The 14,013-nt window shown below is 58.4% G+C and carries 12 protein-coding genes; 2 read left to right on the top strand and 10 right to left on the bottom strand.

Annotated features, from left to right (window positions below; all coding sequences use genetic code 11):
- Window positions 1-36: 36 nt before the first annotated feature.
- The 5 genes from ACZ5A6_RS05525 to cysG all read right to left on the bottom strand — a co-directional run bounded on the left by ACZ5A6_RS05525 (window position 37) and on the right by cysG (window position 4,962).
- Window positions 37-849, bottom strand: coding sequence for a ferredoxin--NADP reductase (locus tag ACZ5A6_RS05525; protein ID WP_003512938.1), 813 nt, complete (start codon window positions 847-849; stop codon window positions 37-39).
- A gap of 146 nt (window positions 850-995) precedes the next feature.
- On the bottom strand, window positions 996-1,502 hold the full coding sequence (locus ACZ5A6_RS05520; protein WP_174061420.1) for a DUF934 domain-containing protein: 507 nt from the start codon (window positions 1,500-1,502) through the stop codon (window positions 996-998).
- 10 nt (window positions 1,503-1,512) lie between these two features.
- Window positions 1,513-3,183, bottom strand: coding sequence for a nitrite/sulfite reductase (locus tag ACZ5A6_RS05515; protein ID WP_003512935.1), 1,671 nt, complete (start codon window positions 3,181-3,183; stop codon window positions 1,513-1,515).
- A gap of 8 nt (window positions 3,184-3,191) precedes the next feature.
- A complete protein-coding gene (locus tag ACZ5A6_RS05510; protein ID WP_003512933.1) occupies window positions 3,192-3,506 on the bottom strand; it encodes a DUF2849 domain-containing protein in 315 nt (104 codons plus the stop codon).
- Window positions 3,499-4,962 carry a siroheme synthase CysG gene (gene cysG, locus ACZ5A6_RS05505; protein ID WP_174061421.1) on the bottom strand — a complete coding sequence of 488 codons (1,464 nt, stop codon included), beginning with the start codon at window positions 4,960-4,962 and terminating at the stop codon, window positions 3,499-3,501. Before cysG ends, ACZ5A6_RS05510 begins: the two co-directional genes overlap by 8 nt.
- Window positions 4,963-5,223: 261 nt before the next feature.
- Between cysG and ACZ5A6_RS05500 the strand changes: the two genes are divergently transcribed.
- Together ACZ5A6_RS05500 and mazG are read left to right on the top strand one after the other, a co-directional pair.
- Window positions 5,224-5,811 (top strand): deaminase, encoded by a 588-nt coding sequence (locus ACZ5A6_RS05500; RefSeq protein ID WP_019565552.1) that lies wholly within the window; start codon window positions 5,224-5,226, stop codon window positions 5,809-5,811.
- Between the two features lie 64 nt (window positions 5,812-5,875).
- Entirely contained in the window at window positions 5,876-6,721 is an 846-nt protein-coding gene (gene mazG / locus ACZ5A6_RS05495) for a nucleoside triphosphate pyrophosphohydrolase (protein WP_038490907.1), read from the top strand.
- A 201-nt stretch (window positions 6,722-6,922) separates the two neighbouring features.
- Here mazG and hflX read toward each other — a convergent pair whose 3' ends face one another.
- The 5 genes from hflX to ACZ5A6_RS05470 form a co-directional block, all read right to left on the bottom strand.
- Window positions 6,923-8,347, bottom strand: coding sequence for a GTPase HflX (gene hflX / locus ACZ5A6_RS05490; protein ID WP_019565550.1), 1,425 nt, complete (start codon window positions 8,345-8,347; stop codon window positions 6,923-6,925).
- Window positions 8,348-8,455: 108 nt separating this feature from the next.
- Window positions 8,456-8,698: an RNA chaperone Hfq gene (hfq, locus tag ACZ5A6_RS05485; RefSeq protein ID WP_003496145.1), complete on the bottom strand. Its 243-nt coding sequence runs from the start codon at window positions 8,696-8,698 to the stop codon at window positions 8,456-8,458.
- Between the two features lie 184 nt (window positions 8,699-8,882).
- The gene (gene trkA, locus ACZ5A6_RS05480; RefSeq protein WP_003512920.1) at window positions 8,883-10,259 is read right to left on the bottom strand and encodes a Trk system potassium transporter TrkA; all 1,377 of its coding nucleotides are present in this window, start codon (window positions 10,257-10,259) and stop codon (window positions 8,883-8,885) included.
- Window positions 10,260-10,309: 50 nt separating this feature from the next.
- Complete coding sequence (gene ntrX, locus ACZ5A6_RS05475) at window positions 10,310-11,674, bottom strand: nitrogen assimilation response regulator NtrX (protein ID WP_003512918.1); 1,365 nt, start codon at window positions 11,672-11,674, stop codon at window positions 10,310-10,312.
- Window positions 11,664-13,925: a sensor histidine kinase NtrY-like gene (locus ACZ5A6_RS05470; RefSeq protein ID WP_003512916.1), complete on the bottom strand. Its 2,262-nt coding sequence runs from the start codon at window positions 13,923-13,925 to the stop codon at window positions 11,664-11,666. Before ACZ5A6_RS05470 ends, ntrX begins: the two co-directional genes overlap by 11 nt.
- Window positions 13,926-14,013 lie beyond the last annotated feature (88 nt).

Raw genomic sequence — 14,013 nt, 5'->3', positions numbered from 1 at the left:
TAACGGCCTCCTTCATCCAACTTGCGCAAGTGTCGGTTATCCGACGAAAGCACGCTCGATGACGAACTCGGCAGGCTTGTTGTTCGCACCTTCGTTAAGGCCGGCCTTTTCAAGAAGCTCCTTCGTGTCCTTCAGCATGGCCGAAGAACCGCAGATCATGCCGCGATCGATAGCGGGATCGAGTGCGGGAACACCCAGATCCGCAAACAGCTTGCCGTTCTCAATCAGCGAGGTGATGCGGCCCTTGAAGGGATAATCCTCGCGCGTGACAGTCGCATAGTGCTTGAGCTTGTCGCCGACGATCTCGTTCAGGAATTCATGGTTCCTGATTTCCTCGACCAGATCGAAACCGTATTTCAGTTCGGCCACATCGCGGCAGGTATGGGTGAGGATGACCTCTTCAAACTTTTCATAGGTCTCGGGATCGCGGATCAGGCTTGCGAAGGGTGCGATGCCGGTGCCGGTCGAGAACATATAGAGCCGTCTGCCTGGTGTCAGCGCATCCAGAACCAGAGTGCCTGTCGGCTTCTTGCGCATAAGCACGGTATCGCCGGGCTTGATCGCCTGAAGATGCGAGGTCAACGGGCCATCCGGAACCTTGATCGAGAAGAATTCAAGTTCCTCGTCCCAGGCAGGGCTGGCGATGGAATAGGCGCGGTAGATCGGCTTTTCGCCGACCATCAGGCCGATCATGGCGAATTCGCCGGAACGGAAACGGAAGCCGGCCGGACGCGTCATGCGGAAACGGAACAGGTGATCCGTATAGTGCTCCACCGACAAAACTGTCTCGGCGTAAACACCATCAGGTATCTTGATCGCGAAATCTTCCGTCTTGGCTGGCGCGTTCATTTCAGGTTCCGTCCATTCATTCGATAAGCGACATTCTTCGACCGGGCAATTATACCATTTTTGCCGCGGTTTGAAGGCATGAGAATATCAATACTGCCATGCGCGCAGAAAATATGCATCTAAAACTCATATTTCCGCGCAACGCGTCATTGGGCCGCACGGCGGCGCCAGCTATAGGTCTCGCCACCGTTGGCCGAAAGGGCCGTCGGCTGGTAATAGACCGGGATTTCCGGCAGGCGATTTTCGGACAGGCGGCGGATCGCCGTCTCGTTCGTGACCGCAAAGCTGGTAAAGCCGGTGCGAAGCATCAGCGGCACCTGGTCGATCAAAACATCGCCAACCGCCCTCACCTCACCCGTAAAGTCAAGACGGCTGCGCAGCAACGAGGCATGGCTGAAACCACGCCCGTCATTGAAGGCCGGGAAGCTGACGGCGACAAGGTTGATGCGGTCGAGATAGGGCTCGAGCCGAGTGACATCGTCGGCAGGTGCAATCAGAACGCCGAGGCCGATATCATTGCTTTCAGCCGCACGGACAAGGAAATCAGCAAGCGACAGCACCGGTTTCTGCTCGGCAGTTGCCTTCACTTCTTCCGTTTCGATCACCCAGGGATCGTTTTCCACGAAGCCGTCGCGGTTCCAGATTTTCGTCATGGCAATCTCCTCAGGCGGCTTCAGCGGCGGAACCGTAGAGCGCATCCTTGAACGGCTGCGGTCCGACGCGGCGATATGCTTCGAGGAAGGTTTCTTCCTTCGAAAGACGCAAGCCCAGATAGGTGTCGACGATGGTTTCCACCGCGTCGGTCACTTTTTCCGGCTCGAAACCGCGGCCAATGATCTCACCAATCGAGGTGTTTTCATCACCCGATCCGCCAAGCGTGATCTGGTAGAGTTCCGCACCCTTCTTCTCAACACCCAGAAGGCCGATATGGCCGACATGGTGGTGGCCGCAGGCATTGATGCAGCCGGAAATCTTGATCTTAAGCTCGCCGATTTCCGCCTGACGTTCCGGCGCGCCAAAACGGGTGGAGATTTCCTGCGCCACCGGAATGGAGCGCGCATTGGCAAGCGCGCAATAGTCCAGCCCGGGACAGGCAATGATATCGGTGATCAACCCGGCATTGGCAGTCGCCAGTCCGGCTCCTACAAGTGCGCGATAGACCGGCTCGAGATCGGCCAGTGCCACATGCGGCAGGATGATGTTCTGCTCGTGGCTGATGCGGATTTCGTCAAACGCGTATTCGGCGGCGATATCGGCGACGAGTTCCATCTGCTCGTCGGTCGCATCGCCGGGAATGCCGCCAATCGGCTTCAGGGAAATCGTCACCATGCCGTAGTCCGGATGCTTATGCGGCTGGACGTTCTGCTCGACAAAACGGGCAAAACCCTCATCCGCCCGCTTCCAGCGCGCCAGGCTCTCCCAGCCTTCAGGACGGTCCTTCAATGCTGGCGGTGCGAAATAGGCGGTGATGGCCGCAATATCGGCATCCGGCAGCTTCAATTCCGTGTTTTTCAGCTCCGCGAATTCAACCTCGACCTGGCGGGCCAGTTCTTCTGCGCCGGTTTCATGCACGAGGATCTTGATACGCGCCTTGTATTTGTTGTCGCGGCGGCCGTGCAGGTTGTAAACGCGCATGACGGCCGTGGTATAGGACAGCAGGTCTTCTTCCGGAAGGAAGTCGCGGATCTTCTTGGCGATCATCGGCGTACGGCCCTGCCCGCCGCCGACATAGACTGCGAAACCGATCTCGCCCTTGTCGTTCTTTTTCAGATGCAGGCCGATATCGTGAACCTGAATCGCGGCGCGGTCGCGCTCGGCGCCCGTTACAGCGATCTTGAACTTGCGCGGCAGGAACGAGAACTCCGGATGCACGGAAGACCATTGACGCAGGATTTCCGCATAAGGACGCGGATCGGCGACCTCGTCTGCGGCAGCGCCCGCAAAATGGTCGGCGGTCACGTTGCGAATGCAGTTACCCGAGGTCTGCAGCGCATGCATTTCCACGCTTGCCAGTTCGGAGAGTATATCGGGCGTGTCGGACAGGCGCGGCCAGTTGTACTGAATGTTCTGGCGGGTGGTGAAGTGGCCGTAACCCCGGTCATATTTGCGGGCGATATGGGCCAGCATCCGCATCTGCTGCGAATTCAGCGTGCCGTAGGGAATGGCGACGCGCAGCATATAGGCATGGAGCTGGAGATAGACACCGTTCATAAGGCGCAGCGGCTTGAACGCGTCCTCGGCAAGCTCGCCGGACAACCGGCGCTCGACCTGATCGCGAAACTGTGCCACGCGGCCTTCAACAAATGCGTGATCGAACTCGTCGTAACGGTACATATTCTTCCTCAGACTGCGATGAATGCTGCATCGGCCGGCTTGAAGCCGTTGGCATAGTGCATGGTCGGGCCAGCGGCGCGAATGCGCTCACGAAGCCGCGTCGGCCAAAGCTTGCCATTCTCCTCCACCACGTCGATGACATTCACGTCAACGACCTTGTTGGCGGAAAAATCCCGCTTGCCGATTTCCTCGAACGAAGCGACGGCCTCCGCGTGGCGGGCGACGATTGCGTCCTGCAGGTTCTCCGTCCATTCGCCATTGGCATCGAGCCATACAGCGATCCCATCGCCCAGGCGGTTGGCGGTCAAAACCTTGTCAGCCATTTGCATACTCCCTTTTAAGGTTCGCTGGCCGCGCAACAAGCGCGAGCGCCTCGGACCTGTCAAAATTGGCGCCCGCCACCGCATCGCCGATGATGACCATGACCGGACCGGTCAGTTCGTCGCGATGTTCGAGGTCGGGCAGATCTTTCAAAGTGCCATGCAGCAGGCGGCGATCCGCGCGGCTGGCATTTTCGATGACGGCTACGGTCGTTTCCACGCCGAGACCCGCCTCTATCAGCCTCGTCGCGACCGACGCGGCAACGCTGCGGCCCATATAGACAGCAATGGTAGCGCCGGAGACGGCAAGCCGCGCCCAGTCCGGCAGGACATCGCCAGTCAGATCGTGGCCGGTGGTGAAAATCAGCGACGAAGCGACACCGCGCAGCGTCAAGGGCAATTCGAAATCCGCAGCAGCGGCGAAGGCGGAGGTAATGCCCGGAACGATCTCGTAACCGATACCGGCATCGCGCAGCGCAGCCATTTCCTCTCCCGCCCGGCCATAGACCAGCGGATCACCGGATTTGAGGCGCACGACGCGCTTGCCGTCTTTACCAAGACGCACCAGCAGGCGGTTGATCTCATCCTGCGACTTGCTGTGGCAGCCCTTGCGTTTGCCGACGGAAAGCCGCTCGGCGTCGCGGCGCCCCATGTCAACGATTGCCTGCGGCACTAGCGCATCGTAGACGATCACATCCGCTTCCATCAGCACGCGCTGCGCGCGCAGCGTCAACAAATCTTCAGCACCGGGACCAGCGCCCACAAGCCAGACGCGGCCTTCGCTGCGCTCGGGCGATTGCAGCAAACGGTCAGCGGCATGGCGGGCGGATGATGTATCGCCGAGAGCGACGGCATCTGCGACAGCACCGGAAAAGAACCGGCGCCAGAAATTGCGCCGCAACGCGCCCTTGGGAACATTCTGCTCGGCGGCGTCACGATATTGCACGGCGAGACGCGCAAGCTTGCCCAGCGACGGAGACAGCATCTGATCGATACGCGCGCGGATCATCTGGGCAAGAACCGGGCCGGCGCCTTCGGTGCCAATGGCTATGGCGACGGGTGCGCGGGTGACGAGTGCCGGCGTGAAGAAATCGCAAAACTCCGGCTGATCCACCGCATTGGCGGGGATTTTCTTGGCGCGCGCAGCCAAAACGATCTCACGGTCCAGTGCCTCGTCTCCAGTGGCGGCAAAAACCAGCGTCGCGCCTTCAATCAGCGGGCTTGCGAAACTCAAGGCCCGATGATCGATGCCGTTTTCGCTGATATAGCGCGCAAAATCCGCTTCCGGCTCGTCGGCATAAGCAATGATATGTGCATTGGTATTGGCAAGCAGCCTTACCTTCGCAAAGGCCTCGTCACCATTGCCGAAAACAGCGACCTGCCGTCCCTCAACCCGGAAGAACGCAGGGAAGGTCGAAAGGCGATCGCCAGAAGCGGAAAAATCATGTTCGTTGTGCATCGGGCATTTATCCCGCATTGCGGCGCAAGATTGAAGAAACAGAAATTCAAGCCTTTCCGACACCTGGATTTTTATTTCTCGAACACCCCTGTTTTTGAGGAAAACTAACCGGCGCACCTTTATCAACCCTGTCGAACGCCTCGAAATCCCATGAGAATCCCTTGACAAACCAGGCCCTCGCGCCGAACAAGAAGGGACTATTTTCGTCGATATCTCCATGCAAAACCGCTTCCCCCTGAGGCGGTACGAAGGATCAGACCCTTGACCAGCTCGACCATCGCCACCCGTCTTCTCGATGTTATCGAACACGATATCCTGCCCCTGACGACGCGCGGCGTCAGCCTCGGCAACAAGGTTTTCGGTGCGGCGATCCTGCGTAAATCCGACCTGTCGCTGGTGATCGCGGAGACGAATAACGAGCTGGAAAACCCGCTCTGGCATGGAGAAGTGCACGCGCTGAAGCGGTTTTACGAGCTGGGTGAGAAACCGAACACCAAGGAATTGATTTTCCTTTCCACCCATGAACCCTGCACCATGTGCATGTCAGCCATCACCTGGGCCGGCTTCGATAATTTCTACTCCTTTTTCAGCCACGAGGATTCGCGCGACGCTTTCGCCATTCCGCACGACCTGAAAATCCTCAAGGAAGTTTTCGGGCTGGAGCCGGGCGGGTATCGCCGCAGCAACGCCTTCTGGAACTCTTTCTTCATTGCGGATCTGGTGGAGAGCGAAGACGATCCGCTGAAGACCGAGCTGAAGGCGCAGACGGCCCGCATCAAGGCTGCCTATGACGAGCTTTCCACCAGCTATCAGTCATCGAAGAGCGGCAACGATATTCCGCTGAACTAGAGCATTTCTAGACGGTTTTCCGCCTGGATATGTATGAAAATAAAGAACGAAGGTTTGAAAGACTATGGAAGCCTCGAAGGATATTTCCCGCCTGATCGAGATCATGGAAGCCCTGCGCCAGCCGGAAACCGGCTGCCCCTGGGATGTCGTCCAGACCTTCGAGACGATCAAGCCTTACACCATCGAAGAGGCTTATGAGGTTGCCGACGCCATCGAGCGCAAGGATATGGACGATCTTTGCGAAGAACTTGGCGACCTGTTGCTGCAGGTGGTTTTCCATGCCCGCATCGCCGAGGAACGGGGCGAATTCGCCTTTGGCGACGTGGTTGAGGCCGTGACGTCAAAAATGATCCGCCGCCATCCGCACGTCTTTGCCGTTTCCGCTGCCAATACGCCTGACAGCGTCAAGCTGCAATGGGACCAGATCAAGGCCGAGGAAAAGCGGGAGCGTGCGGAACGCCGCGCCCGCCGCGGTATCACCGAGGATTTCAAGGCCGGCTTTTTAGGCGGTGTGCAGCGTAGCCAGCCGGCTCTGACCGAGGCTCTCAAGTTGCAGGAACAGGCTGCGCGCGTCGGTTTCGATTGGTCGGATCCAGCCCCCATTCTCGACAAGATCGAGGAGGAAATCGCCGAACTGCGTGAAGCGCTGGCGGAGGGAAAGCCGGAGAAGGTCTCTGATGAACTTGGCGATCTCATCTTCGCGCTGGTCAATATCGGCCGCCATGTAAAAGCCGATCCGGAAGACGCGCTGCGCGGCACCAATACGAAATTCCGCAGGCGTTTCAATCACATCGAGACGTCGCTCACCGAAAATGGCGAAACGCTTCAGGAAGCGAGCCTTGAGAGAATGGAAGACCTGTGGCAGGCGGCAAAACGCATAGAACGCTCGCTGAATATGGTTTCGTCCTGATCATCCGGATATGCCGAAAAATTCAGAGCGCCCGGTGCTTTCGACAGTGGTGACGAAAACCTAAAACCTCTCCTGCGTCATGCTCGGGCCTCTCCCGAGCATCTGCGACATCCTGATTGTATCTCTGTGTCTAGATCCTTGGGACAAGCCCAAGGATGACGTTGAGTATAAGGGAATATACCGCAATCGTTCTCGGAGCGTTTACTGCTCCCAGTCTTCCCGCTCGCGGATGGTTGCCTTTCCAAGCTTCCGTTCCAGCTCGGTGGCCTGCGCTTCCGACAGGCGCACATCAAGGGAAACCGAACCGTCCTCATTGTCTTCGCGGCTATCCACGATGGAGTTGCTGTAGACCCATGAGATCAGCGGCAATTGCTCGACGGAGAGGACGACAGTCGTTTCCGTCAGGACACCTGACAGACGGCCGGAAATCTCGTCCATCAGGGCATCTACGCCCTCGCCCGTGACCGCCGAAACGGCACGTATATCGGAGCGGCCCTCGGCACGTTCAATGATGGCGTCATGCGCTTCGGGTTCGAGACGATCGACCTTGTTCCAGACCTCGATGATGCGCTTTTCGGCTTCCTTCTCGTCAATACCGAGATCGCCAAGAATGCGCAGCACATCGGCCGACTGGGCGGCATTATCCGGATCGGACATGTCGCGCACGTGCAAAATAAGATCGGCTTCCAGCACCTCTTCCAGCGTTGCGCGGAAAGCGGCGACGAGATGCGTCGGCAGATCGGAGATGAAACCGACGGTATCGGACAGGATAACCGTGCGGCCATGCGGCAGCTTCATACGGCGCAAGGTCGGATCGAGCGTTGCGAACAGCATGTCTTCCGCCAGAACGCCAGCACCCGTAATGCGATTGAACAGGGTGGACTTGCCGGCATTGGTATAACCGACCAGCGCCACGATCGGGTGCGGCACCTTGCGGCGCTTGGCGCGGTGAAGCTGGCGGGTGCGCACGACCTGCTCCAGCTCGCGCTCGAGCTTGACGATGCGATCCTGCAGCAGCCGACGGTCGGCCTCGATCTGCGTTTCACCCGGACCGCCCATGAAGCCCGCGCCACCGCGCTGGCGTTCAAGGTGGGTCCAGCTTCTGACGAGGCGGCCCTTCTGATAGTTCAGATGCGCAAGATCGACCTGCAACGTGCCTTCCTTGGTGGAGGCACGGCGGCCGAAGATTTCGAGGATCAGGCCCGTCCTGTCGATGACCTTGGCATTCCACTGCTTTTCAAGATTGCGCTGCTGCACCGGGGTCAAAGGATGATCGACGATCACCAGACCGGAATTGGTTTCATCCAGAAGATGGCCGATTTCCTCGATCTTGCCGGTTCCAAACAAAGTTGCCGGACGCGGCTGGTTGACCGGCACGACAAGACCTTGCGTCACCTCAAGATCAATGGCGAGCGCCAGCCCCTTTGCTTCCTCTAGCTTGGCCTCAACAGACCGTACAGGAGAAACCGGACCCGCCACAGCATCACGGCTTTCGCGCTGCTGCTTGAGGACAGGCACGATGACCACCGCACGCATGTCGTCGCGGTGCTTTTCCTGTTCGGGAATGATCGATTCGTTCGAGGTGTCGCGCGTCGTAATGGGTTCAGCCTTATCAAGAAATGACATTGCAGCCGACCGCATCCGTGCGGACGACTATCTGGATTAACCTGATTGAACCGGAAATGTTCCCGGTTCAGGTCAGCTTATATCGAAGATACCGTTGAGGGAGCCTGATCAGGCTGCGCCTTCTTCGCTCTCGAACATCTGCATCGGCTGGCCGGGCATGATGGTGGAGATCGCATGCTTGTAAACAAGCTGCGAGTGACCGTCACGGCGCAGAAGCACGCAAAAATTATCGAAGGAAGTGACAACGCCCGTCAGCTTGACGCCGTTGATCAGGAAAATCGTGAGCGAAATCTTTTGCTTACGAACGGTATTGAGGAAAAGATCCTGAAGGTTTTGAGAACGTTCCGCCATGGCGCCGCTTCTTTCTTTTTTGCCGGCAGGGATACCGGAAAATAATCAATCAATAATAAGCCGGCCGAGTCTAGTCCCCCGCTTGGCCGACCTGCAACTCTGGTATCAAATCGTGTCCTGTTCCGCAACGGCGAAAACAGCCGAATGAGTACGAGTATTGACCTGCTTTTTCGATTCGAAACAGTCAGAAATATTGTATCGAAACCCGGAAAAGCTGTTCCACGTCGCGTACCGCGTCGGCAGATGCAAACAGCACGACGCGGTCCTTCGCCTTGATCTTCGTGCTGCCGTCCGGGCGGATCACCACACCGTCGCGATAGATCGCGCCGATGCGCACACCATCAGGCATATCGATGTCACGGAAGGACTGGCCGACCAGAGGCGAAGTCTCCAGCGCCTCTGCCTCGATTACCTCCGCCGAGCCGCGCTGAACGGCATAAACCGACCGGATACGGCCCTTGCGCACATGCTGGAGAACGCGCGAAATGGTAACGGCCCTGGGATTGATATAGGCGTCGAGACCGAGTGAATCCGCAACCTCGTGAAAGGACGAGCTGTTCAACAATGCAAGGTTGGATTTGCAGCCAAGCTGCTTGGCCATCACCGCCGCCAGTATATTGGTTTGATCGCTGTTGGTGAGCGTCACGATCAGATCCGCATCCTGAATATCGGCCTGCAGCAAAATCTTCTGGTCCAGCGCCGAACCATGCATGACAATGGTGTTGCTGAGCTGTTCCGATGCGGCAATAGCCCTGTCGCGATCCGCCTCGATGATCTTTACCCGCGTCTTAGGCTGCAATTCCTCGATCTTCTGCGCGACGAAGTGGCCAATATTGCCGGCGCCCGCAATCACGATGCGCTGCGCCTCCTGCTCCTCATGGCCGAAGAGGCCAAGGGTGCGGCGTGCGTGCTGGCGTTGACAGATGACATAAGCGAGGTCGCCGACGCGCAGCTGCTCGGAGGAGTGCGCGACCTTGAGGATGCCGTTCCGGTAGACACCCACCACGGTTGCGATAAGGTCCGGAAAGAGGTTGGAAAGCTGCTGCAGCGGCGTGTTGATGACCGGGCAGTCCTCCATGCACTCGATTGCCAGCATGAAGACCGTGTCGTCGGCGAAACGCACGACATCGGTGGCACCCGGAAAGGCGATGCGCCTGAGTACCATCTTGCCGACTTCGACTTCAGGCGAAATCGTCACGTCGATCGACATGTTTTCGCGGCTGAACAGATCGGCATATTCCGGCTTCAGATAGCTTTGGTCGCGGATGCGGGCGATCTTGGTCGGAACGCTGAACAGCGCATGCGCGACCTCGCAGGCGACGATATTGATCTCGTCATGCAGGGTCACGGCGATGATCATGTCGGCCTGGTCCGCACCCGCCTTCGCCAGCATGTCGGGATGGGCGCCATGGCCGACATAACCGCGCACATCCAGCGTCTCTGTAATGGCGGTAATGAGGGTCGCGGAGGTATCGATGACCGATACCTCATTATCCTCGCGCGACAGTTGTTCGGCGATGCCGTAACCCACCTGCCCTGCGCCGCAAATGATGACTTTCATGCTGTCTCTCTGACGGAATAATCGATTACGACGACTTGGGCCTTCGTCTCTTATACGCCGAGAGATTTCAGTTTGCGATGCAGTGCCGATCTTTCCATGCCGACAAATTCCGCCGTTCGCGAAATATTGCCGCCGAAGCGGTTGATCTGGGCAACAAGATAGTCCCGCTCGAACATTTCACGTGCTTCGCGCAGCGGCAGGGTCATGATGTGCTGATCGCCTTGCGCCGAAATCTTCGGCAGCATGTCGCCAATATCCGCCGGCAACATGTCTGCCGAGATTGGTGCCTCACCGCCTTCGGGGCGTGCCAGAATCATCAGCCGCTCGATATTGTTGCGGAGCTGGCGAATGTTACCCGGCCAGTCATGCGTCTGGAGAACGGCCATGGCGTCATCGCCGATCTTGCGCGGGCGGATGCCGGCCTGTTCGGAAATCTGCCGCATGAACATGTCGACGAGGAAAGGAATATCCTCACGCCGCTCGGACAGCGCCGGCACCTTCACTGGCACCACGGCGAGGCGATGGTATAGATCTTCGCGGAACTGGCCTTCGGCGATCAGGCTTTCGAGGTGATGGGCGGTTGAGGAGATGATGCGCACATCCACTTTTACCCGCTTGCCGCCACCGACACGCTCGAACTGCTGATCGACCAGCACGCGCAGGATCTTGTTCTGGGTTTCGCGCGGCATCTCGCCGACTTCATCGAGATAGAGAACACCGCGATGGGCTTCTTCCAGAGCGCCCACCTTGCGCGGCTGCCCGGGCAGACCTTCGGTACCGAACAAGGCGATTTCCATGCGGTCCGGCGTGATCGTCGCAGCGTTCAGCGCAACGAAAGGTCCTGTGGCACGCGAGGATTTCTTGTGCACCATGCGCGCCACCAGCTCCTTTCCGGAACCGGAGGGGCCGAGAATCATGATGCGGCTGTTGGTGGGCGCCACGCGGTCAATGGTCTGGCGAAGTTGGGAAACCGCAAGCGACGCGCCGACGAGTTCAACCGCGTCGCCAGTGCGCTTCTTGAGTTCCTGCACCTCCCGCTTCAGCTTGGAGTTCTCCAGCGCGCGTTCGGCAATCAGGATCAGGCGGTCTGCCTTGAACGGTTTCTCGATGAAATCGAACGCGCCGCGCTTGATGGCGTTGACGGCGGTTTCGATGTTGCCGTGACCGGAAATCATCACAACAGGGATATCGGGATGGCGGCTCTTGATCTCATCCAGCAGGGCCAGACCGTCGAGCTTCGACCCCTGCATCCAGATGTCGAGAAAGATGAGACGCGGCACGCGTTCGGAAATGGCGGCCAGCGCGCTGTCGCTGTCGAACGCCATACGCGTCTCGTGGCCTTCATCGGAAAGAATACCCGCTACGATTTCGCGAATGTCCGCCTCGTCATCCACGACCAGAATATCAGACGCCATATGCTGCTTCCTTGTTATTTTTGCCGCCGACCGCCTCGATATAGGGCAGCAGCACTCTGATCATGGCACCGTGGCCATGGTCGAACTCCGGCGGGGCATCGTGGAGTTCCAGATACCCGCCATGCTCTTCGATGATTTTCTTGACGATGGCGAGGCCGAGGCCCGTGCCCTTGTCCCGCATCGTCATATAGGGTTCGAGAATGCGGTGACGGTTTTCGACGGGCAGGCCTCTGCCATTGTCGATGATGTCGGCCACGAACCGCGAATTGGCCTCGTCGAAGGATGCGCGCACCAGGATTTTACCTGGCCGCTTTTCGCCTTCCACCGCCTCGATCGCTTCCGTTGCATTCTTGATGAGATTGCCGAACGCCTGTCCCAGCATGCGGGCATCGAACATGCCCTCCAGCGGGACATCGCCAAATTCCGTCGAGAATTTCGTGTCTGCGGCGCTTATTTCGCGCAGGAATGCCGCGTCCTTCAAGATCGAACGGAGGTCCGACTTTTCCTTCGTGGGCTTCGGCATGCGCGCAAAGGCCGAGAATTCATCCACCATCCGGCCGATGTCACCAACCTGCCGGACGATGGTGTCCGTACATTGGTCAAAGATGGCGCGATCGTTCTCGTCGATCTGCTTACCGAAGCGGCGTTTGATGCGCTCAGCGGAAAGCTGGATAGGTGTAAGAGGATTCTTGATCTCATGCGCAATACGCCGCGCGACGTCGGACCAGGCGGTCGAGCGCTGGGCAATGACGAGATCGGTGATATCGTCGAGCGTGATGACGTAGCTGTCGCGGCTGTCGCGTGCATCCTCACGGGTCACCTGCACATTGAGCGTCCGTTCGGTGCCGCGCCGCATGATGTTGATCTGCTTGCGGAAATTGCCGCGCGACCAGGTGTTGGCCTCGGTCACGACCTCTTCGATTTCAGGCGCGATATCAGATAGTTGCGCACCGATCAGCTGGTCGGAGGAAAGCGCCACGAATTCTTCAGCCGAAGGATTGACGATGGTGATCCTGCGATTTTCATCAATGCCGATAACGGCGGCGGTAACGCCCGACAATACGGCCTCGATGAAGCGGCGGCGATCATCGATGTCGTCTTTCGCTTCAATGATCTGTTCCTGTTGGCTGCGCAGTTCCGAGACCATCTTGTTGAAGGTGCGCGACAGGCGGCCAACGTCGCCATCGATGGCGCGAACGGGAACCAGCACATGCATGTTTCCGGTGGCGACACTGTCTGCGGCGCTGATGAGGAGACGGATAGGACGCACGATACGGTCGGCCACCGCAATCGCGGTCCAGATCGCCGCCAGAAGCACGATCAGCGCGAAACCGAGATAAAGGATTGCAAACGCAATCTGCAACGGCGCACGGCCGGCCTCCATCGCCTTGTATTCGGCGCGGTTCTCTTCCATCAGCCGCATCGCGCCCATCACCTTGGGATCGACGGCACGCACGGTATAAAGAAACGTACCGCTGATGCCCTCGAGCTTGATGATGGCGCCGACGAGATTGGTGATGCCAGGCGGAATAAGGGTTGGCTGACCAGCGGCGGCCTTTTCAAGCGCATCGTGCGGAATGGCCGGAAGCGGCTTTTCCGTCTTGATATCGGCTTGCGCAACGGCGTCGCCGTCTTCCTGCACCAGGAATGCGCCGAGAAGACCACGGCCCTTGGCCTGACGGGTCATGAGATCGACGAAGCCGGTGCGGTCGAGATAAAAGAGCGCGCGATTGCGGTCGAGGTCGGTAGCCATCGACAGGGTCTGTCCCTGAAGATAACCGGCATTCTCCATCATATAGGCCTGGGCGATATTGCTGGAGGAATCGACGATCGACTGGGTACGTAGCGCAAACCAGCGGTCGAGACCGACATTCAGCGTCAGACTGGCGAAGATGGCGACGAGAACAGCCGGTGTAATCGCAACGATGGAAAACAGTACGACGATGCGCACATGCAAGCGTGCCGCCGCCCTGCCCTTTTTTCGCGCTTTCAGCAGGCGGTTGATTTCCCGACCGATGAGAAAGATCAGTCCGATCACAAAGACCGAATTGATGACGACCGAGGCGATGACGACATTCGATGTCGGCGCAATCGGTGTTACGCCCAGAAGCACGAAAAGTGTCAGTATGGCGCAAACAAGGGCGACACCGGCAAGCACCAGCCCCGGCAGAGCGAAAGACATCCTGCGATCGGCTACCACCATTCCCGCTGCGTCTTCGGCAACGGCTTTTTCGGCGGCGGGTTTCCGCATGCATTTCTCCCAATCGCTGGCTAGCCAGCACCACATTCATGAAAATGGGCGAATCCGCCTCGTGCCGGCGAATCTCTCTCCATCCTAG

The organism is Agrobacterium sp. 6Ca8 (assembly GCF_055382765.1).
The sequence above is the reverse complement of the archived record's forward strand: the minus strand, read 5'-3'. Positions and strand labels throughout refer to the sequence as shown.

Excerpts from the sequence above, each read along its gene's own strand:
- ACZ5A6_RS05525 (WP_003512938.1), bottom strand. The coding sequence starts at position 849 with ATGAACGCGCCAGCCAAGACGGAAGATTTCGCGATCAAGATACCTGAT.
- ACZ5A6_RS05520 (WP_174061420.1), bottom strand. The coding sequence starts at position 1,502 with ATGACGAAAATCTGGAACCGCGACGGCTTCGTGGAAAACGATCCCTGG.
- ACZ5A6_RS05515 (WP_003512935.1), bottom strand. The coding sequence starts at position 3,183 with ATGTACCGTTACGACGAGTTCGATCACGCATTTGTTGAAGGCCGCGTG.
- ACZ5A6_RS05510 (WP_003512933.1), bottom strand. The coding sequence starts at position 3,506 with ATGGCTGACAAGGTTTTGACCGCCAACCGCCTGGGCGATGGGATCGCT.
- cysG (WP_174061421.1), bottom strand. The coding sequence starts at position 4,962 with ATGCACAACGAACATGATTTTTCCGCTTCTGGCGATCGCCTTTCGACC.
- mazG (WP_038490907.1), top strand. The coding sequence starts at position 5,876 with ATGGAAGCCTCGAAGGATATTTCCCGCCTGATCGAGATCATGGAAGCC.
- hflX (WP_019565550.1), bottom strand. The coding sequence starts at position 8,347 with ATGTCATTTCTTGATAAGGCTGAACCCATTACGACGCGCGACACCTCG.
- hfq (WP_003496145.1), bottom strand. The coding sequence starts at position 8,698 with ATGGCGGAACGTTCTCAAAACCTTCAGGATCTTTTCCTCAATACCGTT.
- trkA (WP_003512920.1), bottom strand. The coding sequence starts at position 10,259 with ATGAAAGTCATCATTTGCGGCGCAGGGCAGGTGGGTTACGGCATCGCC.
- ntrX (WP_003512918.1), bottom strand. The coding sequence starts at position 11,674 with ATGGCGTCTGATATTCTGGTCGTGGATGACGAGGCGGACATTCGCGAA.
- ACZ5A6_RS05470 (WP_003512916.1), bottom strand. The coding sequence starts at position 13,925 with ATGCGGAAACCCGCCGCCGAAAAAGCCGTTGCCGAAGACGCAGCGGGA.